The 25,910-nt window shown below is 50.5% G+C and carries 24 protein-coding genes; 11 read left to right on the top strand and 13 right to left on the bottom strand.

All coding sequences use genetic code 11. The features are described 5' to 3' along the window. Window positions 1-2: 2 nt before the first annotated feature. The 3 genes from McpAg1_RS05555 to McpAg1_RS05565 all read left to right on the top strand — a co-directional run bounded on the left by McpAg1_RS05555 (window position 3) and on the right by McpAg1_RS05565 (window position 2,622). The gene (locus McpAg1_RS05555) at window positions 3-1,304 is read left to right on the top strand and encodes a phenylacetate--CoA ligase family protein (RefSeq protein ID WP_338094306.1); all 1,302 of its coding nucleotides are present in this window, start codon (window positions 3-5) and stop codon (window positions 1,302-1,304) included. Window position 1,305: 1 nt separating this feature from the next. Continuing rightward, complete coding sequence (locus tag McpAg1_RS05560; RefSeq protein ID WP_338094307.1) at window positions 1,306-1,743, top strand: acetolactate synthase; 438 nt, start codon at window positions 1,306-1,308, stop codon at window positions 1,741-1,743. Between the two features lie 432 nt (window positions 1,744-2,175). Continuing rightward, window positions 2,176-2,622 (top strand): acetolactate synthase, encoded by a 447-nt coding sequence (locus McpAg1_RS05565; protein WP_338094308.1) that lies wholly within the window; start codon window positions 2,176-2,178, stop codon window positions 2,620-2,622. An 8-nt stretch (window positions 2,623-2,630) separates the two neighbouring features. Here the strand turns inward: McpAg1_RS05565 and McpAg1_RS05570 are convergent, their stop codons facing one another. The 12 genes from McpAg1_RS05570 to McpAg1_RS05625 form a co-directional block, all read right to left on the bottom strand. Further along, the gene (locus tag McpAg1_RS05570; RefSeq protein WP_338094309.1) at window positions 2,631-3,422 is read right to left on the bottom strand and encodes a tetratricopeptide repeat protein; all 792 of its coding nucleotides are present in this window, start codon (window positions 3,420-3,422) and stop codon (window positions 2,631-2,633) included. After that, window positions 3,422-4,705, bottom strand: coding sequence for a 3-hexulose-6-phosphate synthase (hxlA, locus tag McpAg1_RS05575; protein ID WP_338094310.1), 1,284 nt, complete (start codon window positions 4,703-4,705; stop codon window positions 3,422-3,424). The genes McpAg1_RS05570 and hxlA overlap by 1 nt, the downstream gene beginning before the upstream one ends. A gap of 244 nt (window positions 4,706-4,949) precedes the next feature. Then, window positions 4,950-5,303 (bottom strand): rhodanese-like domain-containing protein, encoded by a 354-nt coding sequence (locus tag McpAg1_RS05580; protein ID WP_338094311.1) that lies wholly within the window; start codon window positions 5,301-5,303, stop codon window positions 4,950-4,952. 1 nt (window position 5,304) lies between these two features. Continuing rightward, a complete protein-coding gene (locus McpAg1_RS05585; RefSeq protein WP_338094312.1) occupies window positions 5,305-5,835 on the bottom strand; it encodes a nitroreductase family protein in 531 nt (176 codons plus the stop codon). A 258-nt stretch (window positions 5,836-6,093) separates the two neighbouring features. Then, a complete protein-coding gene (locus tag McpAg1_RS05590) occupies window positions 6,094-7,374 on the bottom strand; it encodes a TraB/GumN family protein (RefSeq protein WP_338094313.1) in 1,281 nt (426 codons plus the stop codon). Then, window positions 7,371-7,919, bottom strand: a complete 549-nt coding sequence (locus McpAg1_RS05595) for a YkgJ family cysteine cluster protein (RefSeq protein WP_338094314.1) — start codon at window positions 7,917-7,919, stop codon at window positions 7,371-7,373. Before McpAg1_RS05595 ends, McpAg1_RS05590 begins: the two co-directional genes overlap by 4 nt. Beyond that, on the bottom strand, window positions 7,919-8,929 hold the full coding sequence (gene cobT, locus McpAg1_RS05600; protein ID WP_338094315.1) for a nicotinate mononucleotide-dependent phosphoribosyltransferase CobT: 1,011 nt from the start codon (window positions 8,927-8,929) through the stop codon (window positions 7,919-7,921). The genes McpAg1_RS05595 and cobT overlap by 1 nt, the downstream gene beginning before the upstream one ends. A 30-nt stretch (window positions 8,930-8,959) precedes the next feature. Then, the gene (locus McpAg1_RS05605; RefSeq protein ID WP_338094388.1) at window positions 8,960-9,940 is read right to left on the bottom strand and encodes an isocitrate/isopropylmalate dehydrogenase family protein; all 981 of its coding nucleotides are present in this window, start codon (window positions 9,938-9,940) and stop codon (window positions 8,960-8,962) included. Beyond that, entirely contained in the window at window positions 9,918-10,415 is a 498-nt protein-coding gene (locus tag McpAg1_RS05610; RefSeq protein WP_338094316.1) for a LeuD/DmdB family oxidoreductase small subunit, read from the bottom strand. The genes McpAg1_RS05605 and McpAg1_RS05610 overlap by 23 nt, the downstream gene beginning before the upstream one ends. Then, the gene (locus McpAg1_RS05615; RefSeq protein ID WP_338094317.1) at window positions 10,412-11,659 is read right to left on the bottom strand and encodes a 3-isopropylmalate dehydratase large subunit; all 1,248 of its coding nucleotides are present in this window, start codon (window positions 11,657-11,659) and stop codon (window positions 10,412-10,414) included. Before McpAg1_RS05615 ends, McpAg1_RS05610 begins: the two co-directional genes overlap by 4 nt. After that, window positions 11,656-12,783, bottom strand: a complete 1,128-nt coding sequence (locus McpAg1_RS05620; protein WP_338094318.1) for a homocitrate synthase family protein — start codon at window positions 12,781-12,783, stop codon at window positions 11,656-11,658. Before McpAg1_RS05620 ends, McpAg1_RS05615 begins: the two co-directional genes overlap by 4 nt. Further along, a complete protein-coding gene (locus tag McpAg1_RS05625) occupies window positions 12,764-13,876 on the bottom strand; it encodes a thiamine pyrophosphate-dependent enzyme (RefSeq protein WP_338094319.1) in 1,113 nt (370 codons plus the stop codon). Before McpAg1_RS05625 ends, McpAg1_RS05620 begins: the two co-directional genes overlap by 20 nt. A 293-nt stretch (window positions 13,877-14,169) precedes the next feature. Here McpAg1_RS05625 and cobS point away from each other — a divergent pair, with 293 nt between their 5' ends. Beyond that, window positions 14,170-14,901: an adenosylcobinamide-GDP ribazoletransferase gene (gene cobS / locus McpAg1_RS05630; RefSeq protein ID WP_338094320.1), complete on the top strand. Its 732-nt coding sequence runs from the start codon at window positions 14,170-14,172 to the stop codon at window positions 14,899-14,901. 1 nt (window position 14,902) lies between these two features. Here the strand turns inward: cobS and McpAg1_RS05635 are convergent, their stop codons facing one another. After that, the gene (locus McpAg1_RS05635; RefSeq protein ID WP_338094321.1) at window positions 14,903-15,211 is read right to left on the bottom strand and encodes a hypothetical protein; all 309 of its coding nucleotides are present in this window, start codon (window positions 15,209-15,211) and stop codon (window positions 14,903-14,905) included. Between the two features lie 246 nt (window positions 15,212-15,457). Here McpAg1_RS05635 and tuf point away from each other — a divergent pair, with 246 nt between their 5' ends. The 7 genes from tuf to McpAg1_RS05670 all read left to right on the top strand — a co-directional run bounded on the left by tuf (window position 15,458) and on the right by McpAg1_RS05670 (window position 25,907). After that, the gene (tuf, locus tag McpAg1_RS05640) at window positions 15,458-16,735 is read left to right on the top strand and encodes a translation elongation factor EF-1 subunit alpha (RefSeq protein ID WP_338094322.1); all 1,278 of its coding nucleotides are present in this window, start codon (window positions 15,458-15,460) and stop codon (window positions 16,733-16,735) included. 35 nt (window positions 16,736-16,770) lie between these two features. Continuing rightward, the gene (gene rpsJ / locus McpAg1_RS05645) at window positions 16,771-17,079 is read left to right on the top strand and encodes a 30S ribosomal protein S10 (protein ID WP_268922324.1); all 309 of its coding nucleotides are present in this window, start codon (window positions 16,771-16,773) and stop codon (window positions 17,077-17,079) included. A 15-nt stretch (window positions 17,080-17,094) separates the two neighbouring features. Then, on the top strand, window positions 17,095-18,753 hold the full coding sequence (locus tag McpAg1_RS05650) for a flippase activity-associated protein Agl23 (RefSeq protein WP_338094323.1): 1,659 nt from the start codon (window positions 17,095-17,097) through the stop codon (window positions 18,751-18,753). A gap of 147 nt (window positions 18,754-18,900) precedes the next feature. Beyond that, entirely contained in the window at window positions 18,901-23,646 is a 4,746-nt protein-coding gene (locus McpAg1_RS05655) for a DUF3320 domain-containing protein (RefSeq protein WP_338094324.1), read from the top strand. Between the two features lie 61 nt (window positions 23,647-23,707). Continuing rightward, entirely contained in the window at window positions 23,708-24,406 is a 699-nt protein-coding gene (locus tag McpAg1_RS05660) for an amino acid ABC transporter permease (RefSeq protein ID WP_338094325.1), read from the top strand. Next, the gene (locus tag McpAg1_RS05665; protein WP_338094326.1) at window positions 24,403-25,143 is read left to right on the top strand and encodes an amino acid ABC transporter ATP-binding protein; all 741 of its coding nucleotides are present in this window, start codon (window positions 24,403-24,405) and stop codon (window positions 25,141-25,143) included. Before McpAg1_RS05660 ends, McpAg1_RS05665 begins: the two co-directional genes overlap by 4 nt. Window positions 25,144-25,145: 2 nt before the next feature. Continuing rightward, on the top strand, window positions 25,146-25,907 hold the full coding sequence (locus McpAg1_RS05670; protein ID WP_338094327.1) for an amino acid ABC transporter permease: 762 nt from the start codon (window positions 25,146-25,148) through the stop codon (window positions 25,905-25,907). Window positions 25,908-25,910: the final 3 nt, after the last annotated feature.

Here is a 25,910-nt window from a genome sequence, read left to right on the forward strand (position 1 = left end):
GTATGGCATACTATAATGAAAAAATTGAAACACTTCCAAAAGCTGAGTTGGAAAAACTTCAGTATCAGGAACTGAAGGTCCTCGTCGACCGACTCTATGCAAAGTCACCCTTCTATCATGACAAGATGAAGGCCGCAGGCGTTCTCCCGTCTGACATAAAATCGATCTCTGACATCACAAAGCTGCCGTTCATGCGCAAGACCGATCTCCGTGACAACTATCCTGACAAACTTGTCTGCTGTCCCAAAGAGGATCTGGTCAGATACCATGTTTCGTCAGGAACGACCGGCAAACCGACAGTGGTCGCCTACACGAAAAATGATCTGGATACCTGGTCAGAAGCGGTCGCACGGTCTCTGGCCTCCTGCGGTATTGGCCGCGGCGATGTTTTACAGGTTGCCTACGGGTATGGTCTTTTCACCGGAGGCCTCGGTCTGCATTACGGCGGAGAAAAACTCGGCGCAACGGTAATTCCTGCATCGACCGGAAACTCCGAGCGGCAGATTGAACTGATTCAGGATCTGGAGACAACAGCAATCGCCTGCACGCCATCCTACTTTGTTCACTTGATTGATGTCGCGAAAAAAATCGGTGTGGATATTTCTAAGGACACAAAACTTCGGACGGCAGTTCTTGGTGCAGAGCCATGGTCGGAATCGATGCGCCGCTACATTTACGATCAGTCAGGCGTAACCGCTCACAACATCTTTGGAACCTCCGAGATCTCCGGCCCCATGTTTACCGACTGTCAGGAGCTGAACGGTATGCACATCTCTGGTGACATCGCCTACACCGAGATCATTGATCCGGAAACCGGCGAGAGTCTCCCGGCCGGCGAGAAGGGTGAACTCACGATGACCATTCTCACCAAGGAAGCAATCCCTATGATCCGCTACCGGATCGGTGACATCACTTCCATTTTCCCGGATGAGTGTCCGTGCGGCAGAACGTCTCCGCGCATTGACCGTCTTCAGGGAAGAGTGGATGACATGCTGGTTATTCGCGGCATCAATGTGTTTCCGTCCGCTGTTGAGCATGCGCTTCTCCGCCTGCCTGAGTTGACGAGCCACTTTATGCTGGAGGTTACCCGCAACGGCCCTCTTGATGACATGCTGGTCAAAGTGGAGCTGAAGCCGGATGCGATGACGGACAGTATCAATGGTCTGATCGGTCTGCAGTTCCGTGTTGAACGAACTCTCCGTGATGCGCTGAATGTTTCCGCAAAAGTTGAGCTCTGCCCGCCGAACTCCCTCCCGCGTTTTGAGGGGAAAGCAAAACGCGTCATTGACACCCGGGTGTTCTAACATGACGAACAGTAAGTACTTCATCAAACAGCTCTCCATTTTCTCGGAGAACAAGTCAGGAAAGCTTGCAGCAATCGCAAAGATTTTCCAGGAGAATCAGGTGAATATCCATGCGTTCAGCATTGCAGAGGCCAACAGCTTTGGTGTGGTGCGGGCGATTGTGGACAAGCCGGATGTTGCGTTCGCGGCATTTTCCAAAGAAAATTATGCTCTTCAGTACACGGATGTTTTAGGCGTGAAGATGGCTGATGTCCCGGGCGGTCTCTTTGAGGCTGCGAGTACGCTTGGCAATATTGGTATCAATATTGAGTATGCGTATGCATTCCGGACCGGAGAGTTTGGAACGTTGATTGTGAAGGTCTCAAATCCTGAAGAGGCTGTGGACAAAATTCTTGCCGCAGGACTTGAACTTGTTCCGGCAACGGATTACAACTTCTAATTTTTTTTCTTCCGCCCACGGAAAAACGGAAGACACAGAAATTTCACGGAAAAAATCACGGAGCAGACGTGAACATCACGGAAATTTTTCTTCAAATTTTTTTCTGAAAAATTTTTCAAAAGAAAATTAATTTTTTATTAGCGTTACATTAAAAAAAATTCCGTGATATTTTTTTCTTGCGTTTTGATTTATAATCTTGAGTCGCCCACGGAACACACGGAAATTTTTCTCCAAGATTTTTTTCTGAAAAAAATTTCCAAAAAAATAGTCATCACATTTTTAAAAAAATTCCGTGATGTTCACGTCTGCTCCGTGATGTTTTTCTGTAAAATTTCTGTGTGTTCCGTTTTTCCGTGGGCGGCAGAACATCCGATGAAAACCATCCAAAGTTTAATACGTTCTCTCGTGGGAGATACGTAGTAGTGATCTCCGATGAAAAACCAGTACATTATCAAACAGCTTTCCATCTTTGCTCCGAATACTCCGGGAACGCTTGCCGAGATTGCCAGAATTTTTCAGGACAATTCCGTGAACATCTCCGCATTCTGCATTGCTGAAGCAGATCGCTTCGGTGTGGTGCGGGCGGTTGTGGACAAGCCGGACGTTGCGTACGAAGCGTTTGAAAAGAAAAATTATCTGCTCAAGTTCACCGACGTCGTTGCGGTGAAGATGATTGATGTCCCTGGCGGGCTGTATGAAGTTGCGTCCAAGTTCGGTGCAGCAGGCCTCAACATTCAGTATGCGTACGCGTCGCGAAGTGCGGAGACGCCGACGCTTGTCGTCTACATCTCCAACGCCGACATTTCCCTTGACGAAGCTGTTGAAAAAATTCTCGCATCAGGTCTTGTGCTTGTGCCTTCATCACAACACAAGGTCTGAAAAATTTTTCAGGAATTTTTGATCGCATCGCGATTGCTGCGATAGGATTTTTCTTTCGGATTGATCTTCATCGCCCGCTCGAATGCAGAGACCGCCTCATCCTTTCTTCCGAGGTACGCACACGCCGCCCCTCGAATGCTCCAGACCGCATCGTCATTTGGCAGCGCCTCCAGCACAACATCCGTGAGGGCGAGTGCCTCTTCAAACTTTTCTGATCTCACCAAAAGATTTGCGAGCATCTTTGCAATCCGTTCATCCACGGGCTGTGCCTCTCTCCCCTCGCGAAGGACAACCTCTGCCTCGGAATTTTTCCCAAGAACAATCAGCGCGTTTGCCTTGTTGGCAAATGCCGCAGCATTGATCGGATCAATTGCAAGAGCCGCGTCTGCTGATGTGATTGCTCCTGCAGCGTCTCCTGCAGGAATCAGATACCCGGCTTTGTTTGCATGCAGCTGCGAAGCGTGCGGATTGATCGCCAAAGCATCACTCACGGCAATCACCGCGTCCAGATATTTTCCGCCCGCAGCAAAAAGTCTCGCACGTTCCGCAGGGAACCGGTAATCCTGCGGAAACATCTCGGCAGATTTTGTGTAACAGCCGAACGCTGCGGTCTGCTCTCCGGTCTGTTCGAGCAGAACTCCGAGATTATACCAGACATCAGGAACGTTGGCCCTGATCTTCAGCGACTCCTGATAGCAGTAGATTGCGCCCTTCGAATCCTCTTGTTCAATTCGTGCGGCCGCCTCTTTGCACCAGAGTACCGGGTCGGTAGGGTTTGTGACGGTTGGTTTCCTCGCCATTATTTTTTCTCCCAGCGCAGCAGTTGTGCGAGACTGCCGAGTGTTCCGCCGCGGCGGATCTCTTCGCGGACGCGGACTTCGTTTTTGAACACCTCAACCGCACGTCTGGCAACTTCGTAAGCCCGCTCTCTTGGGATTACTACGACGCCTGACTGATCACCGATCAGCCAGTCGCCCGCCCGAACGGTCTGGCCGCAACAGGTGATCTCTGCATTGATCTCACCGAAGCCTTTCGGCTCTCCTGCGTTCGGCTGCACCGCAGTTGCGAAGACTGGAATGTCGAGTGTTACGATATCATCCCAGTCGCGAGCCGCGCCGTCAATGACGATGCCTCCAACGCCGCGATTGATTGCCGACCGTGTGGCAAGTTCTCCCCATGGCGCGATGTCGGTTTTTCCGTCATTGTTGATGACAAGAATATCTCCTCTCTCACAGAAGTCGATTGCCTGCACCGGCTTTGACCAGTCGCCGCCAAATGTCTGCACGGTCACGGCCTTGCCGATCATTTTATGCGGGACATGCCGCTCGGCAAGTCCTGCCATCGCACCTTTGCGGTAGAGAGCGTCGGTCACATTTGGGGCAGAGACCGTCATCAGCAGTTCACGAATCTGATCATCGAGGGATTTTTTCTCCGCAACTTCGATGTTCGGGTTGTCAAGAGCAGTGCGAATGGCTGCGGTCGCGGCTTGTACTTCGGCAGCCTTAATGATCGTTCCTCCAACAATCACAATGTCTGCTCCGCGGGCAGCTGCTGCCGCCGCAGTTTTTGCGTTGAGTCCTCCGGCAACTGCGATCTTTACCGGGAGTTTTCCAAGAGTGTCAAGAAGGTCGAGCGGATCTTTTCCTTCCATCTGCTGATCGATTCCCACGTGAGCGTTGATGATCTGAACGCCAAGGCCAGCGAGCTCTTCGGCTCGGGCGCTCGGGTCCTTCACGTTCATCATGTCTGCCATTATTTCTACGCCGTAGAGTGCTGCGCCGCGAAGTGCGTCTGAGATTACGGCATTGTCTGCTGCGGCGAGCACGCAGACAACATTTGCTCCGGCTTTTGCCGCCATCTCCACTTCAAGAGCTCCGGTATCTGAGGTTTTCAGATCTGCGACAAGGGTTTTATTGGGAAATATACTCCGAAGTCTCCGAACACTTTCCATTCCCTCGCTTTTGATGAGCGGAGTTCCTATCTCTATCCAGTCGGCTCCTCCGGCAACCGCCTCCTCTGCAATTTTTTCTGCGCGGGATAGCTCCGTGAGATCCAGTGCGACCTGTAAAACCGGTCTGACCATGTGAGATAATTTGGTGAAGAAAGGGGATAAGGTTGATGCTGGGTGGACTTTCTATCTTAATGTTGAGCCGCCCACGGAAAAGCGGAACACACAGAAAAATATCACGGAGCAGACGTGAACATCACTGAATCTAAAAATAATTCATTTCCGTGCTGTTCTCGTCTGCTCCGTGATTTTTTTTATTTCTATGTTTTCCGTTTTTCCGTGGGCGGAGCTACGAACAATACAGAAGAAAAAATAGAGATTAAATTTCCTGGTGCAGAAGCGGGAGTCCCGCACGCATCCAGGTAAGGATGCCGCCCTGCAGAACATAGATGTTGGAAAAGTCAAGCTTCTCCATCATCTGACCGGCTTTCAGTCCGCGAACTCCTGACTGACAGTAGATCAGATACATGGTGTTTTTGGGCAGGGCATTCATTTTTTCGGCAAAGTCAGGGTCGCGGAAATCGATCCATGCGGCGTCCCCGATGACACCGCTCTCTTCAATCTCCGGTTTTGTCCTGACATCTATTACTGTTATCTCCCCTTCATCGATCAGATGTTTTGCGCTCAAAGCATCGATCAGATGCAGGGGATCTGATGACGGTTTCTCGATCATTTCAGTGATACTTCTCGGAGAAGACCAGCTTGTCAAGCGGGGTCTTTTCAGCGAGAGTGATGCCGCCTACGTCAGGAACTCCTGCAGCGACAATGGATACCAGTTTGTAGGTTTCCGGAACGGTGACAAGTTTCTGCACTGCATCAGCGTAGGGCATCTGGTTTCCTGCAATCCAGCATCCTCCGTAGCCGTAGGCATGCAGAGCGAGGAGCAGGTTTTCGGTGGCTGCACAACAGTCTTCCACAGCGAATTTCCAGTCAGCCTCACCAAAGACAAGGATGCCGACCGCTGCTCCTGCAATGAACTTTCCATTGGGTGCAAGCTCGGCAATTTTTTCCAGCGTGTCCTTGTTTTTGACGACAACAAAAATCCATGGCTGTTTGTTTCTGCCGGTTGGTGCTTTGGACGCACACTCGAGGGATTTTCGAATGAACTCCTGCGGAATTTCCTCATCCTTGAACTTGCGGACGCTGTGCCGCGACTGGATAATGGTAACTCCAAAGTTTGCGATTCCCGGATTTCTCACATTCATAATTACTCCTTATGCAGGAGAAGTAAAGAGCCTTTCTGAATGGGTAAGAAGATCTTTGAGGAAATTTTTTGAACAGGAGTTATGCGGTGTGATTCTGATGTGCGCGGCTTTGCTTGGAATAACCACGGAATGCACGGAAATATCACGGAGCTTCACGGAAAACAAAATCGCATTTCTGTGAAGCTCCGTGTAACTCTGTGCATTCTGTGGTTACTCCAAGAAAAATTATTTTGAAAAAAAAATTTTCAAATAAAAAAATTAGATCCAGCCGGTCAGAAACTGCCAGAGGTTCGTAAGGCCGGTCATGAGAATCTGCGTCATCATCTCAAGGTCAACACCGAGAAGCGGCGTTAAGAAGATGAAGAAACAGAACGTTGCCGCCATACTTCCGATGTTGGCGCATGCCGCAACAAGCAGAATGCGAAACAGCGGAACAGAAAACATCTCGCCAATCGTGTCAGCTTTTGCAATTGCCTTGAAGTCTCCAGCTGTTGGCGGCCGCATTTTTGCCTCAACGATTGCCGCAAACCATCCCGCAGCAAGGAACGGATTCAGCGACGTCATCCATGCAAGAGCCGCAGCGGTTGCTGCCGAGAGCGGATGGCCGCGGGCGAGAAGCGTTGCGACGCCGGCAAAGAGTGCATGCAGCAGCACCCAGTAGATGATTGCCCAGATGAGCAGCTCGGTCGCACCGGAAAATGCGATCGCAAGAATGATCACGGCAAACATTACGACGAAAAGTCCGCCGATTATTTTTCCCCATGGATAGCGTTTCGGACGGGCGAGGAGTTCTGCGACCGGTGGAAGAGTGGAAGGGTCTTCGCGGTATTTCGTGATTCCCGGAACATGTCCTGCGCCGACAACAACGACCGCACGCTCGTAATGACTTCTCTCAAGATCAATTACTCCGTGCGCGAGATACGCGTCGCGTTCATCGATGAGTGCCCGGGCTCCGTTCGGCGAAAACTTATGAAACTCTTCGAGCGCCATCTCAATGATGTCAGGATTCGTCAGCTCGTCAATTGAGATCTTATCAATTCCACCGATCGCATCGTCGTCCTCATCGTCATCGACAAACATCGACTGCATCAAGGCCCAGATCAGTTTGATCTTTTCGAGGATCTTCATGCCTCCCCAGAAGCGTGCGAGCGTGATTTTGATGTCTCGGTCGATGAGAACAACTCTGATGTTGCGTTCTTCGGCAAGCCGGATCGCTTCCTTCATCTCAGCTCCCGGTTCGATGCCGACGTTCATGCCGATTTTTCTCTGGACATAGGCTAAAATCCACTGAACCAGCATTAAGGTGAAGTTGCCTTTCAGGAGATCCTTGACCTCAGGGGACTCGGGTTTTTCCGCGACCGGTTCAACTCCGTTTGCCGCGTCCTCTGCCTCTTTCATCTGCTGCTTGAGAGCGGCAAACCTTCCCGGATCCAGTTCGATGGCGATGACGTCAGGGTTATACGTGTCAACTGCTTCGCGGACTTCGTCGATACTTTTCTGCGAAACATGGGCGGTTCCAACTATATGTATTTCTGTCATAATTTTTCCGGGGGTATGATGATGGGATGCGCTCCTCTGCTATCGAAGACAATCGTTGACCCTGAGATTATACTATGTTTTTGATACTGCTTTTTGGTCAGGAAAAATTCTTCGTCCTCAGCATCTCTTCGTCTCAGAAGATCTTTTGTGATCTCTTCTGCTTCTTTTGTTCTCTCTCCGACTTTACATCCCGGGCATTCGGAGATGATGAGTTCACTGCCGTCCAGCATGAACGGGTAGGTGCGGCAGATATGCGGACGATTCTGATAGATGGTGCATCGGTTGTTTTTGAGAAACATACAGTTGCCGTCCGCACCTCTGCGAATCACCCAGCCAAAGGTAATCGAAGCGTCAGTCTCTGTGATCCATTCCGGGTACGGTTCAGCGATCTCATTCCAGGCGAGGCCTGCTGCGTCCATGATGGTCTGGATTTCTGAGGGAGTGACCATCACTTCGTTGTCATCTCCGCTGCAGCATGCGCCGCAGCAGAGACAGTGAAATCCTGCTTCTTCAACACATGTTCTGATGAGTGCAGTCTCGTCCATTACTGATAGATCTCAACATGATTTTTGACGGCAGCCTTGATCTCTTCAGGAGTGTAGCCGAGAAGGCTTGCAAGAAACATTGCCCCTCCGGCACCTGATCCTTCTTTGATCTCGCCTTTTGCATAGCGTGCAAGGCCTGCATGGCCGAGTTCGTCAAATGCAGGATCAACATAGTAGGCGTCAGCACCAATTGCCGCAGCGGTTTCGCGGAATGTTGCTGAAGTATCATTATAGACATAAGAGGTGGTTACAATGTCAGGCACGGTGTTTCCAAGTGCTCTGATCACTGCTGCTGCTGCGAGCATCTGGGTTCCTCCGGCAAGGAAAAGTTTTCCTGAGTAGCCCTCTGCAACTCCTGCGGCTACCGGAATCATGGGGTCACCGATCATCGAGACGATTTTGAGCGGGTCAGACACTCCTGCCTCCGCAACTTTTGCGACCGCTTCGGTTGCGATCTCTTCTTTTTTGCTGACCGGATTTTCCACCAGACAGCTGCTGACCTTTGCGTTATATCCGAGCGCGCGCAGTACGCAGAGTGCGGTCGTTGTTCCTCCGGGGAGGCACTCGCCGAGCACCAGCATGTCACTGGTCTGTGAAAGGTACTCGCCGATCCATCTCCCTTTCTCGTAAAGTTTCTGCGCATCGGGCACTGCGTCACCGAGTCTTGGATCTCCGCCGATTTTGCCGCCGAGATTCATGTGCGGCACGGTAATCTCTGACTCGATGCCCGCTGAAATCATGAGCGGATGCATGCCGATCAGATCCATCATGGCAAGCGTGAGGACCGCAGGCGTCGGGCAGCCGGTCGGCGTGTTCGGCGTGATGTTGGCGGATGTGATCTCTCCGTTGATGATGAGCTCTGCATCAAGCGGGGGAACAAGCAGACTTTTTTCCGGACTTTCTCCGGCACCCGAAACTCCGGGGATAGTGGACACAAGACTGTTTGCAAGGATGAGTGCGAACATGGGGGATTCTGGTTCAAAGTCTGCCCGAGCTGACACAAAAGACATAATAGAACTTAATTGTGTCTGCAAAGATTATCAAGACCTCTGATGTTCGGATATTTTCGCCAGAATATTTTCTCCGACATCACGCGTGGACGCATTTCCTCCAAGATCAGGTGTGACAATCCTCAAGGAAAGGGTCTGTTGGACTGCTTTTTCGATTTTTTCTGCTTCAGTTTTCATTCCAAGATACTCAAGAAGCATTGCAGCACTCCTGACTGCTGCGATGGGGTTTGCGATGTTGCGGCCTGCGATGTCAGGCGCGCTTCCGTGAACCGGTTCAAAGAGTGCATGATTTTCTCCGATGTTTGCACTCGGCAGCATCCCGAGTCCACCGGTCAGATATCCGCACGCATCACTGAGAATATCTCCAAACATGTTTGTCGTTACGATCACATCGTACCGGTCTGGATGAAGCAGCACGTCAAGACACAGGGCATCAATGAACATGGAGCGGACCGGCAGATTTTGTGATTCTGCGACAGTGATGCAGGTGTCCCGGAAGAGAATGTCTGACTTTAGCACATTTGCTTTGTGTCCGATCACCAGTGGTGTATTCTGGTTTCTCTGGATGTTGAGTGAACATGCTTTTTCTGCAATTCGTCTGCTGCCGGCTTTGGTAATCACCCGAAGCGTGGTTGATTTATCCTCTCCGATTTCTTCAATGCCAGAGTAGAGGCCCTCGGTATTTTCCCGGACAATCACGAGATCAACCGATTCAGATTTGACCGGGCGAATGTTTGCATATAGATCCAGTTCATGGCGTATCTCAAGAAGGACGCTTTTGTACTCAGGGTCGGGAGGAGTAGTGACTGCTCCGAAGAGAACTGCATCCATCTCTTTGAGAGTTGTCATGTTTTCTTTGGAACATGCCGAACCGGTTTTTTTCCACTGATCAAAACCGAGCTCTACCTTGACAAACTCTGCGTTCGGCAAAAAAAATCTGAGAATTTTTTCTGCCTCAGGAATTACCTCCCGGCCGATGCCGTCTCCTTCAACAATTGCAATCTTCGTCATCATCCTGCACCTTTGTTGAGAGATATTCAGCGAGCCCGCCGGCAAGAAGAATCTCCTGCATGCGCGTCGAAAGTGGTGCTGCTTTGCAGGAAATATTTTCCGTTGTAATTTCGGCAGTCTCCGAGTTGTATACGACCGGCACTCCGTCCTCGCAGAAAAAATCTGCTTCAATGATGTGGAGTCCGTAGTTGATGCTGTTCCGGAAAAATATTCTCGCAAATGATTGCGCAATGACTGCGCGTACTCCTGCTTCCTTGAGAGCCACAACTGCCTGCTCGCGTGAAGAGCCGCAGCCGAAATTTTTTCCTGCAACAAGTACTGCGCCGTTCATTTTTCCGGCGAGACAGGGATCATAATCTTCAAAGATATGATCGACCCAGACCGACTTGTCAATCGTTCTCAGATAGCGGCCGGCAATTATCATATCAGTGTCAACATCATCACCGATCACTACCGCGTGGCCTGAGATGATCATTTCAGTCTCCCTTTTGAGAGTACATCTGGTGATGTTATCTCTCCGGTCAGGGCACTTGCCGCAGCAGTTGACGGAGAGCAGAGATAATACTCTGCTCCAACACCCATCCGATTTTTGAAGTTGCGGTTCGCTGTTGAGAGACCAAGCTCCCCTTCTCCAAGGACTCCCATGTGAACTCCGAGGCATGGGCCGCATCCGGGAGGACAGATGACGCACCCGGAATTGACAAGATCCGTGATGATGCCTGACGCGGCTGCTCTGCTGTAGACCTCCTTTGATGCCGGAACGATCAGTGTTCTGACGGCAACCTGTTTTCCTCTGACGATGTTTGCAAACCTCTGAAGATCTTCATAGCGCCCGTTCGTGCAGGTCCCGACAAGGATCTGATCAACCTGCGTTCCTGCGTATCTGGTTACCGGAACTGCTGTGTCCACTCTGTTGTTTACTGCAAGAAGCGGCTCGACTCTCTCAAGGTCAAGATAGATCTCTTTTTCGTAGTCGCAGTCCTCCGGCTTTTGCAGAGAGATCTTTTTTTCCTCAACTCCGTAGTTTTTCAGATAGGTTTTCGTCAATTGGTCCGCGTAAAACATTCCGGTTTTTGCTCCGGTTTCAATGGCCATGTTACAGAGCGTGAGTCTTGCATCCATTGGCATTGCCGTTGCTCCTTCACCGATAAACTCCAGAGATTTATAGGTGGCTCCGTCCATTCCAAGATTTCTGACATACGTCAGTGCGACATCCTTCGCCTCCGCATGACCGCTGAGTTTTCCGTCCAGATGGATGCCGATGGATTTCGGTACGCGAAACCATGTCTGACCGGTCGCCCAGATTCCTGCCATGTCGGTAGCGCCAACTCCGGTAGCAAATGCTCCGAGAGCTCCAAGAGTACAGGAGTGAGAGTCTGCCCCGACAACAATTTCATTCGGGAGACAGATTCCTTCACTCATTATCTGGTGACAGATTCCAGAGCCCACATCATAGAATGAGAAATTCTCTTCTTTGGAGAAACTCCGCAGACGTCCCTGAAGGTTTGCTGTTGTTGAGTTGTTTGCAGGAGCGATGTGATCATATATTATGGAGATCTTTTCCGGACTTTTCACTCCTGCATTTTTTGTTATGAAGTTTTGGTATGCTGCAAGTGTCTGCGTTCCTGTTCCATCATGCGCGTAGGCCCGGTCAACTTTTCGGTCCACAAAGGCTCCTTCTTCTGCGCCGAGTATCCTCACCGAAAGTGTTTCCTTCATGATGCACTGCTCCTCGTTTCCGCAATAATTTCAGAGAGGTACTCTGTTGTTATGCTCTGCTTTGCCTCTGCGGCCGCTTTGATTTTTTCAAGAATTTCGTCGGTCTGTTCGTTTGAACAGGTGTATCCCAGGGTTGTGAGGATGTGTTCGAGTCCTTTTCGTCCGGTGTGTTTTCCAAGCATGAGTTTCTGCTTTGCACCAACCATCTCCGGCGGGTAGTACTCATAGGTTTGCGGGTCTTTGATCAAAGCGGCGATGTGAATTCCGCTTTCATGCACAAATGCATGTTCGCCAACCACGGGTTTTGTTTTGGCAACCACAACTCCTGAGTACTGTTCCACGAGTTTTGAGAGTCTGGTGAGTTCTGTCAGATCATATTTGTCTGTTCCGTTATGCATCCTCAGTGCTACCAGAACTTCTTCCAGTGAAGCGTTGCCGCACCGCTCACCAATTCCATTTACGGTTGTGTGCAGCTGGAACGCTCCTGCCTGTGCTGCCGTGAAGGTGTTTGCGCTCGCAAATCCGAGATCATTGTGGCAGTGCACACACAGGGGATTTTTCAGATCCTTTTTGATTTCTCTGACAACATCATACATCATTACCGGCGTCATGCACCCTACCGTATCCGCAAAACTGCTGTATGCAGCTCCGCGCTCGGCTCCCTCGCGGTACATCTGTTTGAGAAATCCGATGTCTGTTCTCGATGCATCTTCAGCGGAAAATCTGACGCTCAGGCCATGATCAACCGCATAATCCAGCATGGACAGTGCTGTATCCAGCATCTCTTCCCGGGTTTTGCGATATTTTACTCTGATATGCAGGTCTGAGGTTGCGAAAAATATGCTTACGAGATCTACGCCACAGTCGAGTGCTGCGTCGATATCCGGCTGGACGCATCTGGCAAGACAGCATACTCTCGAAGATAGTTCCATATCCACGATTGCCTTTATGGTCTTTTTTTCTTCGGTCGAAACACTTGGAAATCCGGCTTCGACTATCTCGACTCCGATGTCTGCAAGACATTGCGCTATATCCTGTTTTTCTTTGCAGGTGAAGGATACGCCCGGAGTTTGTTCTCCGTCCCGCAGTGTTACGTCACAGATTTCAATAGGGAATGATTTCATGATGTTCCTCTTTTGGGCATGTTCCTGATACGATGAGTATTTTCAGTCCGTTTTGTTCTGATTTCAGTTCTTTTTCAAGTTCTTCGATCTCTTCTGCAGAAATTGTTCTCGGATGAAAGCAGGAGAGATACCTGGTAATGTCCGGACATTTCTGACCGCCGGTCATGGCGAGTGTTCTGTTTTGTAAGATAATGCAGAGCAGTGGATGTCCTTTTTCTGCAATGTCAATGAGGGCGTTGAGTCCTGAGTGCAGTATCGCATAATCTCCGCTGAGAGCCACTCCTGTACTTTTTGCGGCTACTGCCGGTGATGATCCAAGGCCGTAGTTTGCAAGGGAGAGTTCATAGGGTGGTTTTTTTGCGAGCAGTGAACATCCGGTGTCGGCAATTATTTTTCGATTGTTTTCTTTCAGGAGAGAGAGGAGCGGTTTGTACGGACAGTGTCTGCAGAATGTTGTTATGCTCCCTGCACTCTGGTATGTCTCGGGAATTTTTTTCTGATAATTTTTTTCTCCTCTCATTTCTGCGGTGAGATTCTCCGCATGTTCGCACATTCCTTTTGTTGTCAGATCTTTTGGGAACTCTTTTTTCGGAGACTGCCGGTGCTGTGGTGGTGTTCGTCGCTCGGTTTTTTTTGAAAGAGTTGTGGATGTAATTCGTATTACTGCAACCCGCGAGTAGGTCTCTGATGTCTGCATGGCAACCTCGACGATGTTGTGGAGTTCATCTGCGTCCGGCTCGAAGACCGGCACGTCTGCGAGGTTTCCAAAGTGGCAGGAGTTTTGTCTGGTCTGCGAGGCGGAGAGTTCGACATCGTCTCCTGCAATAATTACCACTCCTGCATGTACTCCCTGCACTGTGGCTGTTGCCAGTGAGTCTGAGAGTGTGTTCATGCCGACGTTTTTTACGATTACTATGCTTCGTCTGCCGGAGAGCGAGTCGCCAAGGGCATACTCCAGTGCAATTTTTTCATTGATGGTGTACTCTGCATCGGACAATTCGGCAAGTTCGGTTATTGGATATCCCGGAACCGCATAGCAGGTGTCGGCTGCCTGCTGAACTGCTGATGAAAGTACCTCTAAACTTTTTGCCATGTTTTTTCCCGATTTTTTTCTGTGGCTGACAACGTTCTCGTTGCAAACGATTTTTCTGTTAACGATTTTTTCGTTAACGTAATTTGGACGTTACCATATATCTTTTTTTCGACGATCAATAGGATGCCATCCTGTGAAAAATGCTGATTATTCTAAAAAAATCTTAAAATCATAAACTAATTACTTCTCTCGTGTTTTCGTTTCGCAGCGATGTTTTTTCGCGGGAGGCAGACTACAAACTCGAAATCAACGGGAAATTATTATAATCGTTTCAGACTCCAAGAATAATAGATATGAAGTCGGTTCGTGCCTTGCTGCAGTTTACTACGATCCTTCCTCTGGGAACCCCCGCGGACTTTGATCAGTTCGCGCGTCGGAGTTGGCTGTACCCGGTTGCAGGTTACGTGACCGGCGCGATTTCTGCACTGCCGGGAATTCTTGCCTGGTACTTCGGGTACTCCAACTCCCTCGTGGTTGCCGCACTCACCCTCGCTCTTGTTCTCTTCATTACCGGTGCGAACCATTTTGACGGACTGCTGGATCTTGGTGACGGACTTATGGCGCATGGGAGCCGTGAGAAACGAGTTGCCGCAATGACCGATCGAAATGTTGGCGCGGGCGCGCTCGCGCTTGGCATGATCATTCTTCTCATCACCTTCTCAGGCCTCGCCTCCCTCCCTCCTCTTGCAATTGCGGCGGCAGTTCTCTCTGGGGAAGTGTTCGGCAAAATGGTGATGGGTCTTTTCTCCGCACTTGGAAAACCGTTTCATGAAGGAATCCAGAGTTACATCTACGGACTCTCCAAACGAAGGTTTGCAGTCTACACCTGCATTCTTGCACTTCCGCTACTTCTGCTTCCGGAAAAAATGGTGGTTGCCGCAGGATTTGTCGCGGCGTTTTTCGTGTTTGTCGTTCTCTGGTACGTTGCGCGCAGATGTTTCGGCGGCGTGAACGGAGATGTCACGGGTGCCGGCAATGAAATTGCCCGCGCCGCAGTTGTACTCATGTTTGCTTTTTGTATCTGAATCAGCGTCTGCGCGAAAGCGTGGCAAAACCGGTACCGGCATCGTCTGCGCACTCAATATCAGTCGAGCTTTTGTCTTCGATAACTGTATTGAACATCATCATTCCTTCCATCAGATGCTGATCCATGGGAAGGCCGCCTTTTGATCCGCGAAGCGACTGGGCGTACGGATTTGGCGTCACCCGTCGGTTTACCCGGATGCCCGCGCAGTGCGCGCAGAACACGCAGGTGCTGTGAACTGATACTTCCTTTCCCTGGCATACAACGGTAGCTTTTCCGTTTTCTTTTTTATTCAGGGGTAATGTCTTCATAACTCAAAATACTGCCTCAAATCCCTATTAGTCTATCGATTCCATTGGCCTTATTCAAAATTCATTTATTCATCCCCTCTCATCAGTATTGATCGCATTTCAGCCTACGACTCAGGACTCAAAATGCCATGCCCTGATTCATAGATTATTTTATATGGTTCCACATCGAATCTGTTATACTCGTATTGAGACAGATACATGCGCTATGCAGTATCTATCAATGAGTCAAAGTGGAGATAAATTACTATGGCAGCAGAAAAGCCCCACATGAACCTTGCCGTTATCGGTCACATTGACCACGGTAAGTCCACCACTGTCGGTCGCATTCTTTTCGAGAGCGGCGTCGTACAGCAGCACGTACTTGATGGATACAAGAAGGAAGCAGAATCCAAGGGTAAGGGAACCTTCGAGTTCGCCTGGGTAATGGACTCCCTCAAGGAAGAGCGTGAGAGAGGTATCACCATTGATATCGCCCACAAGAAATTCGAGACTCCGAAGTACTCTTTTACCGTTGTAGACTGTCCGGGTCACCGTGACTTCGTCAAGAACATGATCACCGGTGCATCCCAGGCCGACGCAGCAATCATCGTTGTGTCCGGAACTGAAGGCCCGATGGACCAGACCAAGGAACACGTTTTCCTGTCCAAGACTCTTGGTATCAACCAGATCATTGTTGCAATCAACAAGATGGACGCTGTCAACTACTCTGAAGAGAAGTACAACGATGCAAAGGACAAGATGTCCAAGCTCATCGCCTCTGTTGGTTTCAAACCGGCCGAGACTCCGTTCATCCCAATCAGCGCATTCGTTGGCGACAACATCAAGACCGCATCCGCCAACACCCCGTGGTACAAGGGTAAGACCCTTATGGCAGCACTTGATGACTTCAAGCAGCCCGACATGCCGACCGACAAGCCGCTCAGACTCCCGATTCAGGATGTGTACACCATCTCCGGTATCGGAACTGTTCCAGTCGGACGTATCGAGACCGGTGTCTTAAAGAAAGGAATGAAAGTTTCCTTCATGCCGGCAAACGTCGAGGGAGAAGTTAAGTCCATTGAGATGCACCACGAAGAAATCCCGCAGGCAATGCCCGGAGACAACGTTGGTTTCAACGTCCGCGGTATCGCAAAGAACGATGTCCGCCGTGGCGATGTCTGTGGTCCGATCGAGAACCCGCCGACTGTTGCAGAAGAGTTCCAGGCACAGGTCGTCGTGCTCCAGCACCCGTCCGTCCTCTCTGTTGGATACACTCCGGTCTTCCACTGCCACACCTCCCAGACTGCATGTATGTTCATCTCCCTTGACAAGAAACTCGACCCGCGCACTGGTCAGGTCAAGGAAGAGAACCCGGCATTCCTGAAGGCTGGCGACGCAGCAATCTGTACCATCCAGCCGACCCGCCCGCTCGTTATCGAGAAAGCAAAGGAACTCCCGCAGCTCGGACGCTTTGCAGTCCGTGATATGGGTATGACCGTTGCAGCAGGTCTCGTTCTGAACGTTAAACCAAAGCAGATGAGATAATTCATCTATCACGATATTTTTTGTGGTGATTGATTATGCAGAAAGCCAGAATACGCCTTACAGGGACGGATTATGAAAAAGTGGAAACGGTTTGTACCCGTATCCGAGAGATTGCAGAGCGTACCGGTGTAAATCTGGCAGGACCCATCCCGTTGCCGACCAAGCGGCTTATCGTGCCGATCCGGAAGAGTCCGGATGGAGAAGGTACCGCGACATGGGATCGCTGGCAGATGCGCGTTCACAAACGCCTCATCGACCTTGACGCAGATGAGCGTGCGCTCAGACAGCTGATGCGTATCCAGGTTCCAAAGGATATCAGCATCGAGATTGTTCTGGAGAACTAAAGGAGGTGAGGGCTTATGCCCGCTCCAACTTTTTTGTCAAAAATTCATGACCGTGTTCGCATTGAGCACGTGTTTTTTGCTATTCTGATTGTTGCTATAATTTTGAGATTTGCGTTTTTGGATCTCAAGCTGTTTCATCATGACGAGGCTATTCATGCATGGTTTTCCTACAAACTGTTAACCGAAGGCACCTACATCTATGATCCTGTGTACCACGGCCCATTCCTGTACTATGTGACGGCCGGGATGTTTGCACTGTTTGGCGACTCGGATTTTGTGGGAAGAGTTCTGCCGTGCATATTCGGCATTGCACTGATTCCTCTGGTGTACTGTCTGTACCGGATGGAGTACCTGTCAGGAAAAACAGCAGTCATTGCCGCAACGTTCATGGCGATTGCTCCTGAGCTGATCTACTTCTCGCGATTTTTGCGCAATGATGTCTTCGTGGTATTCTTTTCCCTGCTGATCGTCGTTGCGTTCCTTGCCTGGATCCAGAAAGGAAAATGGTATTATCTGCTGATCGCAGGAGTTGCCGCTGCTCTTGGAATGTGTTCCAAAGAAAATATGCCGCTCGTTCTTGTGACATTCGGTGTGTTTTTCCTGTATCTTGTCTGGAGCAGAAAACTTGTGTTCCCCAAGATGTGGCTCCGCGATATTGTAATCGCAGTGATCGCGTTTGCCGGAGTTATCTGTCTGTTCTACTCTTCGTTTGGTGCACACCCCGAAGTAATTCTCACGGCAGGTCAGTCAGCAATATCTCATTGGCTGAATATGCACAATCAACAGAGAATCGGCGGGCCGCCCTACTATTACATGCTGCTCTTCGTGCTGTACGAGCTGCCGATTCTGATTCTTGCGATTGCCGGAGTAGTTTTCTATCTCCGCCGCCCGTCCGAGACAGAGAAACCGGATGTGGAACCAGCCCAAGAAATTGCGGATGCAGAGCTGTACGAGAGCTCTGAAGAAACTGTTTCAGGACCAGAGCCTCCGGCGAAAAAAAAGTTCTCGTTTGCAGAACTGTTCCGTCGCCCGGAACGTCCGGTCTCACTGAACCGTCAGGAGGAGTTCATCAGATTTGCCATCTACTGGACAATCATTGCCTGCCTCACGTACGCATACATTGGTGAAAAAGTTCCCTGGCTTTCACTGCACCAGCTTGTGCCCATGATCTTTGTTGCCGCATATGCGCTCTCGTTTGCCGGAAAGTACACCAAACCGCTGATGATCATTGCCTGTGTATTTCTTTTGGTAATGACATTCCATGTGGCGTTCACGCCCGCAGACATTGCAGAGCCAATCGTGCAGGTTCAAAACTCAGAGGACCTTGTGGAGATGATGGCAGAAATGGATGCTGCGGATAGAATTGCAATTGCATCTGATCAGTCATGGCCGTACAGCTGGTACTATCGCAGCGATGCATGGAATAAGATCAGTTATTATGGAAAAAAGATCTCTGAAGACAGCATCCTCTCCGGCAACTTTGACATTGTCATGATGCATGACGGTGACAGTTATGAGAGTCTCCCCGGGTACGAAAAGAAAACAATCCGCTTAAGCTACTGGCTTGACGGTGGTGCTACCGGTACTGATCCCGGATGGCTGAAGTACTATCTCACACGTCAGGGAAAGATTGGCAGCATCAACACTGACGTGTTTACGAAGATCTCTTCGTAACTTTTTTTTTGAAAATTTTGTGCGGTAAAATTTGTGCACACTCTTTTGAATGGTTAACTCTCATTCACAAAATAACGAACGTCACGCCAAAACTTAGTTACCTCCCCCACACTAATAATAGCTTACCGAAAACGGGGATTCCACTGTATGAAAACAGGCGAAACAACATCAGAGCTTGGCACCCTGCGCTCACGTCTCTTAGACCTCACCCTGCGCAACAACCTTCTCCATTACAAACCTTCCAATAACCGCAGCATTCAGATCAGCGACTGTCTGCCGGCAGCGGTTTACCACAGCCTTGTCATCTGCGAAAAAGGCATGAAGTTTTATCCTGCCGGTAAAAAAACCGAGGCCGATGCTGAGGAAAAAAATCTGTGGAAGTACCCTGCCTTTGCAAAGCCAACCGCAAAACAGCAGGACACCATTCTCAAAACACCATATGACGACATCAGTCTTCGCCAGCGACTGTATGCTCTCTCCAATAAATCCAGAACCGTCTTTGAGGAACAGGGTTATCCGGTCCTCTACCTTGCTCTCGGTTTTGTCAGCTGGTCGGAAGCCGAGCATCCTGACAAACTCTACAAAGCTCCGCTTCTTCTCATCCCCGTGGAGCTCACCCGCCAAAAAGTCAAAGACAACTATGTCCTCACCTGGACCGGTGACGATGCCGTAACCTCGCTCTCGCTCTCGGCAAAACTTGCCGAACAGGGAGTGTCTCTCCCTGAGTTCACCATGCCCGAGACTGCCGACGGCCTCATCGCCTATGCCGCATCAGTTGACGCAGCAATCAGAGGAAAAGGCTTTGAGTACTGTCCCGAGATTGCTCTTGATCTCTTCAGTTTCCGCAAATTTGTGATGTTCAAAGACCTTGACCCTGAGTCATGGGGCAACGGTTTTTCTCTGGAAACCCATCCGCTCATTGCAGAACTGTTCCGTCCCGGCTCGACCGATGCAAGTGAAGCCGGTGTAACTTTTCCGGAAAACGAGATCGACATCAGACTTCCGTCTGAAAAATCCTACAACATCATGGATGCCGACTCATCCCAGATAGCCGTCATCGAAGAGGCAAAGTCAGGCAGAAATCTTGTTGTCGAAGGACCGCCCGGTACCGGAAAGTCCCAGACCATTGCCAACATGATAGCCGAGATGCTGGCACGCAAAAAAACTGTCCTTTTTGTCTCTGAAAAAATGGCCGCTCTCGAAGTGGTGAAAAGGCGTCTCGACACCGCAGGACTTTCAAGATTTTGTCTTGAACTTCACAGTCAGAAAGCGAAAAAGGGTGAAGTCATCCGCGAGCTCGAACGATGCATCCAGCATCCGAACACCACCGCGCAGGCAACAGACAGCATCCATCTCCAGATCGATTCACTCAGGCATGAGCTTGACAGTTACTGCCGCGAACTTGCCGCACCTGTCGGAGCTTGTGCATTCACGCCCTACGATCTGTTCGGTATCCGCGAACAGTACCGCTACGAGTTTGAAGACAGTCCCGAAGGTCCGGCACGCCGCATTCCGCGCGTCGCTATTCCGAACGCAAAAGAGATCACTCCGGATCAGTACAAGGATGCAATCGCTGCACTGCATGACATCGAAGCCCTGCTTCCAGCGCTCATGCCAACCGGCCGTGCCCTCTCCCGTCATCCGTGGGCAGGCTGTAGTCCCGGCCTTGTCCTGCCGCAGGACCGCGACGAAATTCTTGAGCTTGTTGAAACCTACAGAATTGCCATCGAAAGTCTTCTCTCCTGCATGCGCAAACTGTCTGATCTCACCGGAGTTCCCGTTCCTCGTGAAGAGACAGGCGTGTCGCGGATGGTTGAGTCCTGCCGGCTGCTGACGAGCGAGTTTGCTGCTGATGCAAACACACTCACTCATCCTGTCTGGGACAAACCTGCGGAGGTTGCAAGACTCACGGCAAATATGCAGAAACTTTCCGCTCACCGCACGCGCGTCCTCGCATCACTTCGTCCGGAAATTTTTTCACGCAACCCGAGCAGACTGTATGCCGCGTTCCGCGAAGTTGCCGGCAAAGGAACAATCGCCAAAATGTTTTCTGGATCTTACAAAGAGATCAAAACAGAAATCTCCTCGTACTATACCGGCGCTGTTCCTCCTGATGCACAGATTCTCACTGATCTTCTTGACGCCCGTGACTATCTCACCGCACGCGATGAATGGGCGAGGGATGAACAGCTGTACGCCGCAGCGTTTGCTCCGGTCTGGCGCGGAGAAGAAACTGACCCCGCAGCGGTTACGAGATACACCGACTGGATAACTGCGGTCCGGCTCATGGTAAAGGAAGGGCTTGCGACGGCAAAAACTTTTGAGCTTCTTGGCTCAGGATCCATTACAACTGCCGCGGTCACCCCGCTCTTTGCCGAAGTTGATACTGCGGCTCTTGCCCACAGCGATGCGCGCGCGAAACTTTTCGCACGGATTGGTGTCTCTGAGATGGAGGATCCAACCTTTGCCGAACAGCGCAAACGCTGCGACCTCTGGTCTTCGGATATTGACGGCATCATTCACTGGAGTAAACTTCTCTCCTATACTGATCACTGCAGAGAAACTGCGGCGGCACCGGTTGTTGACCTTCTCTTCACCGACAGACTTGTCCCGGGCGATCTGGTTCCGGCATTTCTTACCGGTTACGCGGACTCACTTCTGCGCGACGCACTTTCGGAACGTCCGGTCCTTGCCAAGTTCTCCAAAATTCCTCATGAACAAAAAATCGCCGCGTTCACTGCATGCGACCGCAGTGCGGTGGCGGAAAACTGCAAAAGAATTGCAGCAATTCTTGAGGGAAAAATTCCCGAGCTCTACTCGGGAGCATCCCGCGACTCGGAGATGGGAGTACTTACCGGTGAGTTCAACCGAAAGCGCGGTCACATGTCAATTCGGATGCTCATGAGCAAATCCGGTCAGCTCATTCAGCAGATCAAACCCTGCTTTATGATGAGTCCCTTGTCTGTTGCCCAGTACCTTGACCCGCGCTCGGTACAGTTTGACATCATCATTTTTGATGAGGCCAGTCAGGTCAGGCCGGAGGACGCGCTCGGTGCTCTGATGAGAGGAAAACAACTTGTTGTCATGGGCGACTCGCGTCAGCTTCCGCCGACGGCATTTTTTGATCAGATTGCCAGTGATGCGGATGAGGATGACGCGGAGTCAGTTGCCAGCATCACTGATATGGAGAGTCTGCTCAATGTCTGCAAACAGTCGTACCAGACGAAACGTCTGCGCTGGCATTACCGCTCACGGCATGAGTCTTTGATTGCGGTGTCCAATCAGGAGTTCTATGACGGTAACCTGATGGTTTTCCCTTCCCCTATGCATGAGACTCCTGATCTCGGGCTGTCGTTTGTTCACCTGCCGGACACCATCTACGAGCGCGGCAAGGCAGGCGTGAACCGTGGCGAAGCAAAAGCTGTGGCCGAAGCTGTCATCGAATACTATCGCAGGTTCCCTGACAAGACGCTTGGTGTCGCAACCTTCTCCACCCGCCAGCAGGAGGTTATCCGTCATGAGGTCGAACTTCTTCTCCGCGACAACCCTGATGTTGAAGCTCTGATGCGTCCTGAAAACGGAGAAAATTTCTTCGTGAAAAATCTTGAGACCGTTCAGGGTGATGAGCGCGACACGATGCTGATCAGTATCGGCTACGGGTTTGATGAGAATCATAAGCTGAGTAAAAATTTCGGCCCCTTGAATCAGGACGGAGGAGAGCGGCGTCTCAATGTTTTGATCACCCGCGCCCGCGAGAGGTGTGTAGTGTTTGCCAACTTCCGGGGAACTGATCTTGCGATTGATGCAGGATCTTCTTCAGGAATTTCTGCGCTTGCGACTTTTCTCAGCTACGCGGCAGACCCTGCATTACCGCTTGATGTATCGGCCGCCGCGCATGATGATGTGGCAGGTCTTTTTGCAGACACAGTCGGACGACTTCTGGAGGACAACGGTTACACCGTTTCAAAGAATGTCGGGTGCGCAGGGTTCAGGATTGATCTTGCTGTTGAAAATCCAAAAGTTCCGGGAGTCTATCTTGCAGGAGTTCTGTGTGACGGTCCGTACTACTGGTCGTCTGAGGTTGCGCGCGACCGTGACCGACTTCGCACTCAGGTGCTGGAAGGACTTGGATGGAATCTGATCCGCATCTGGGCAACAGAATGGTACCAGCATCCGGCATCCTGTACCAAAGATCTGCTTGATGCGATTGAAGCCGCGAAAAAATCGCCGAAGAAAAAACAAACTCAGGCTGCCAAACAAAAACCATCTGCGAAAAGTTCTGTGAAAAAATCCGCAGCCGTTGAAGAAGTACCGGCATCCTCATCTGCGTCCACTACTTCCGCTCCTGCCAAACTCAGTCTGGAGCTTGCACCCTACATCGCATGCGAAGAGTGTTCTCTTGGAAGTTATCATCAGTTTGCCTCTGTCCCGGACTCGGTTCTCGGTACTGCAATTGTGCAGATCGTCTCTGTGGAAGGGCCGGTCTCAGAAACTGTTCTTGCCGCACGCATCAAAGAGCTCGGCCGCGTTCCGCGCATGACCGGTCTTGTGCGGGACCGCATAACCTCGGTTGCCGAAGCCGAAATTACTGAAGGACGGCTTGTCCGCGATGATGAAGGATTCCTTCTCGTTCCTGAATGTGTAGTCTCCCCGCGCGAACGTCCCTCTAAATGGTCTCCAGCTGACGTCTCACTCGATGAGATTGCCGCAGCCGCTGCAACCATTCTTGCAAAACAGTTTTCCACTCCCAAAGGAGATCTCATCCGCCACACCGCGGTGGTTCTCGGATTCAAAGCAACCGCCCAAGTCAAGGACCGCATTGAAGCTGGAGTCGATCATGCAGTTAGTGCCGGACTTATCATAATGGATGAAAACATCTGCAAAACAGCCTGAGAATCGCGTCCTGTAATCCCATACCCTTTTTTTGATGTCGCGTCATACTATATACTAACTTTTGGGACTGTCCATGTTTGAAGGAATTACTGCCGTAGTTGAATCCGCGCCTTATCTTCTTGAAGGTATGTGCGTCACTCTCGCTTTAGTTGGAGTGTCGCTCTTTGTCGGATTTGTCTGCGGCATTGTTCTCACGCTCGGACAGGTTTACGGCCCCTGGATTATCAAACGGGCGGTTGACATTTACGTCTGGTTTTTCCGCGGCCTGCCAAACATCGTACTTCTGTTTCTCTTTTACTTTGCACTTTTCCCGATGACCGGATTTGACATACCGGCATTCGCGGTTGCAGTTGTAGTTCTCGGACTTAGAAGTGCTGCATACCAGTCCCAGATTTTCCGCGGCGCAATCTTATCCATTGCCGATGGTCAGATGCTTGCGGCGCGGTCTCTTGGAATGACAAGATGGCAGAGCATCAAAACCATCATCCTGCCGCAGTCCCTGCGACTGTCCCTTCCCGGATGGTCAAATGAATATCCGGTTCTCTTAACCGACTCGGCCGTGGCATATGTGATTGGTGTGGCAGAACTTTTGACCAGGACCAGTCAGGTTATCAGCAAGACCGGTGAACCAATGATTTTGTATCTCACCTGTGCAATCATCTTCATCCTCCTCAACTATGGCGGCATGATGCTTATTCAGCGGGTGGAAAAGAAAGTCCGCATCCCAGGATTCGGCAACAATGAGGTGACAGAGACATGAGTGCAACTCCCATTCTCCGGGTCGAGAATCTTTCCAAATCCTACGGTGATCTACAGGTTCTCAAATCCGTATCGTTTGATGTCTACAAAGGCGATACCAAAGCGTTTATCGGTCCGTCAGGAACGGGAAAAAGTACACTTCTCCGGTGCATCAACCAGCTGACCGTGCCTGACTCCGGTTCCGTCTACCTCAACGGCGAGGAGATCACTCACTCAGGCGCAAAGATCAATGAGTACCGCCAGAAAATGGGCATGGTGTTTCAGAACTTCAACCTCTTTGATCATCTGACTGCTGTTCGCAACGTGGAGATTGCACTTCTCAAAGTCAAAAAGATGGACAAGGCCGAGGCACGCAAAAAAGCAATGTTTGAGCTTGAGCGTGTGGGCATGGCTGACCGCGCCGACTATTATCCTGCCCAGCTTTCCGGCGGTCAGGCGCAGCGCGTATCTATTGCCAGAGCTCTTGCGATGGATCCTGATGTCATGCTCTTTGATGAGCCGACATCAGCTCTGGATCCTGAACTCAAGCGTGAAGTCCTTGAGGTCATGCGAAAACTTGCGGCTGACGGCATGACTATGCTGATTGTGACGCATGAGATGCATTTTGCAACCTCGTTTGCAACCGAGATACTGTTCATGGAAAATGGTGAGATCGCTGAGCGCGGCAGACCTGCAGACATCCCGACCAGCCCGTCGTTTGAACGTACCCGTGCCTTTATGGGAACCTATGAAGAGTAGTCATGGCCACAGCGACTGATCTTACCACCAATGCGACTGCGCTGTCCGGCGTGACTGATTTCCTGAGCGAAGCTTGGGCACACATTCTTACAGAGATTCCGTTCTGGCAGGATATTCTCCTGCCCGCACTCTGGGACGGACTTATTGTTACTCTCGTACTTGTAGCTCTTACAGCCCCGCTTGGATTTTTACTTGGTCTTTTGATCAGCGTTGCCCGTGTTTACGGAGCAAAACCGTTTCAATGGGGCGCGCAGCTATATGTGATCTTTTTCCGCGGATGTCCGCTTCTTGTGCTGCTGTTCATCATCTACTTTGGTTTACCGTCAATAGGCATTGTTCTCGGCGCGTTCATGTCGGCATTGGTTGGCTTTACACTCTGCAACTCTGCCTACAACTCAGAGTACATTCGCGGCGCTCTGCAGTCCATCAAGGGCGGCCAGATGACTGCAGCGCAGGCTCTCGGGATGACAAAGTATCAGGCGATCAGGTATGTAGTGATTCCTCAGGCACTGCGCAAAGCACTCCCCGGCGTCTCCAATGAGTTCATCTATCTGATCAAATACTCATCCCTAGCATATGTGGTGACTGTAATTGAGCTGACCGGCGCTGCAAAAATTATTGCGAGCAAATATTTTTCCTACTTTGAGGCGTTTGCCGCGGTCGGCATTTTTTATCTGGCAATTGTAACCGTTGCCACAATTGCTATCAATAAACTGGAAAAGAAGTATGCCATTCCCGGCACTGGTACTGAGAAGGTACTTTAATAT

It is taken from the genome of Methanorbis furvi (genome assembly GCF_032714615.1).
Classification (GTDB): Archaea; Halobacteriota; Methanomicrobia; order Methanomicrobiales; family Methanocorpusculaceae; genus Methanocorpusculum; species Methanocorpusculum furvi.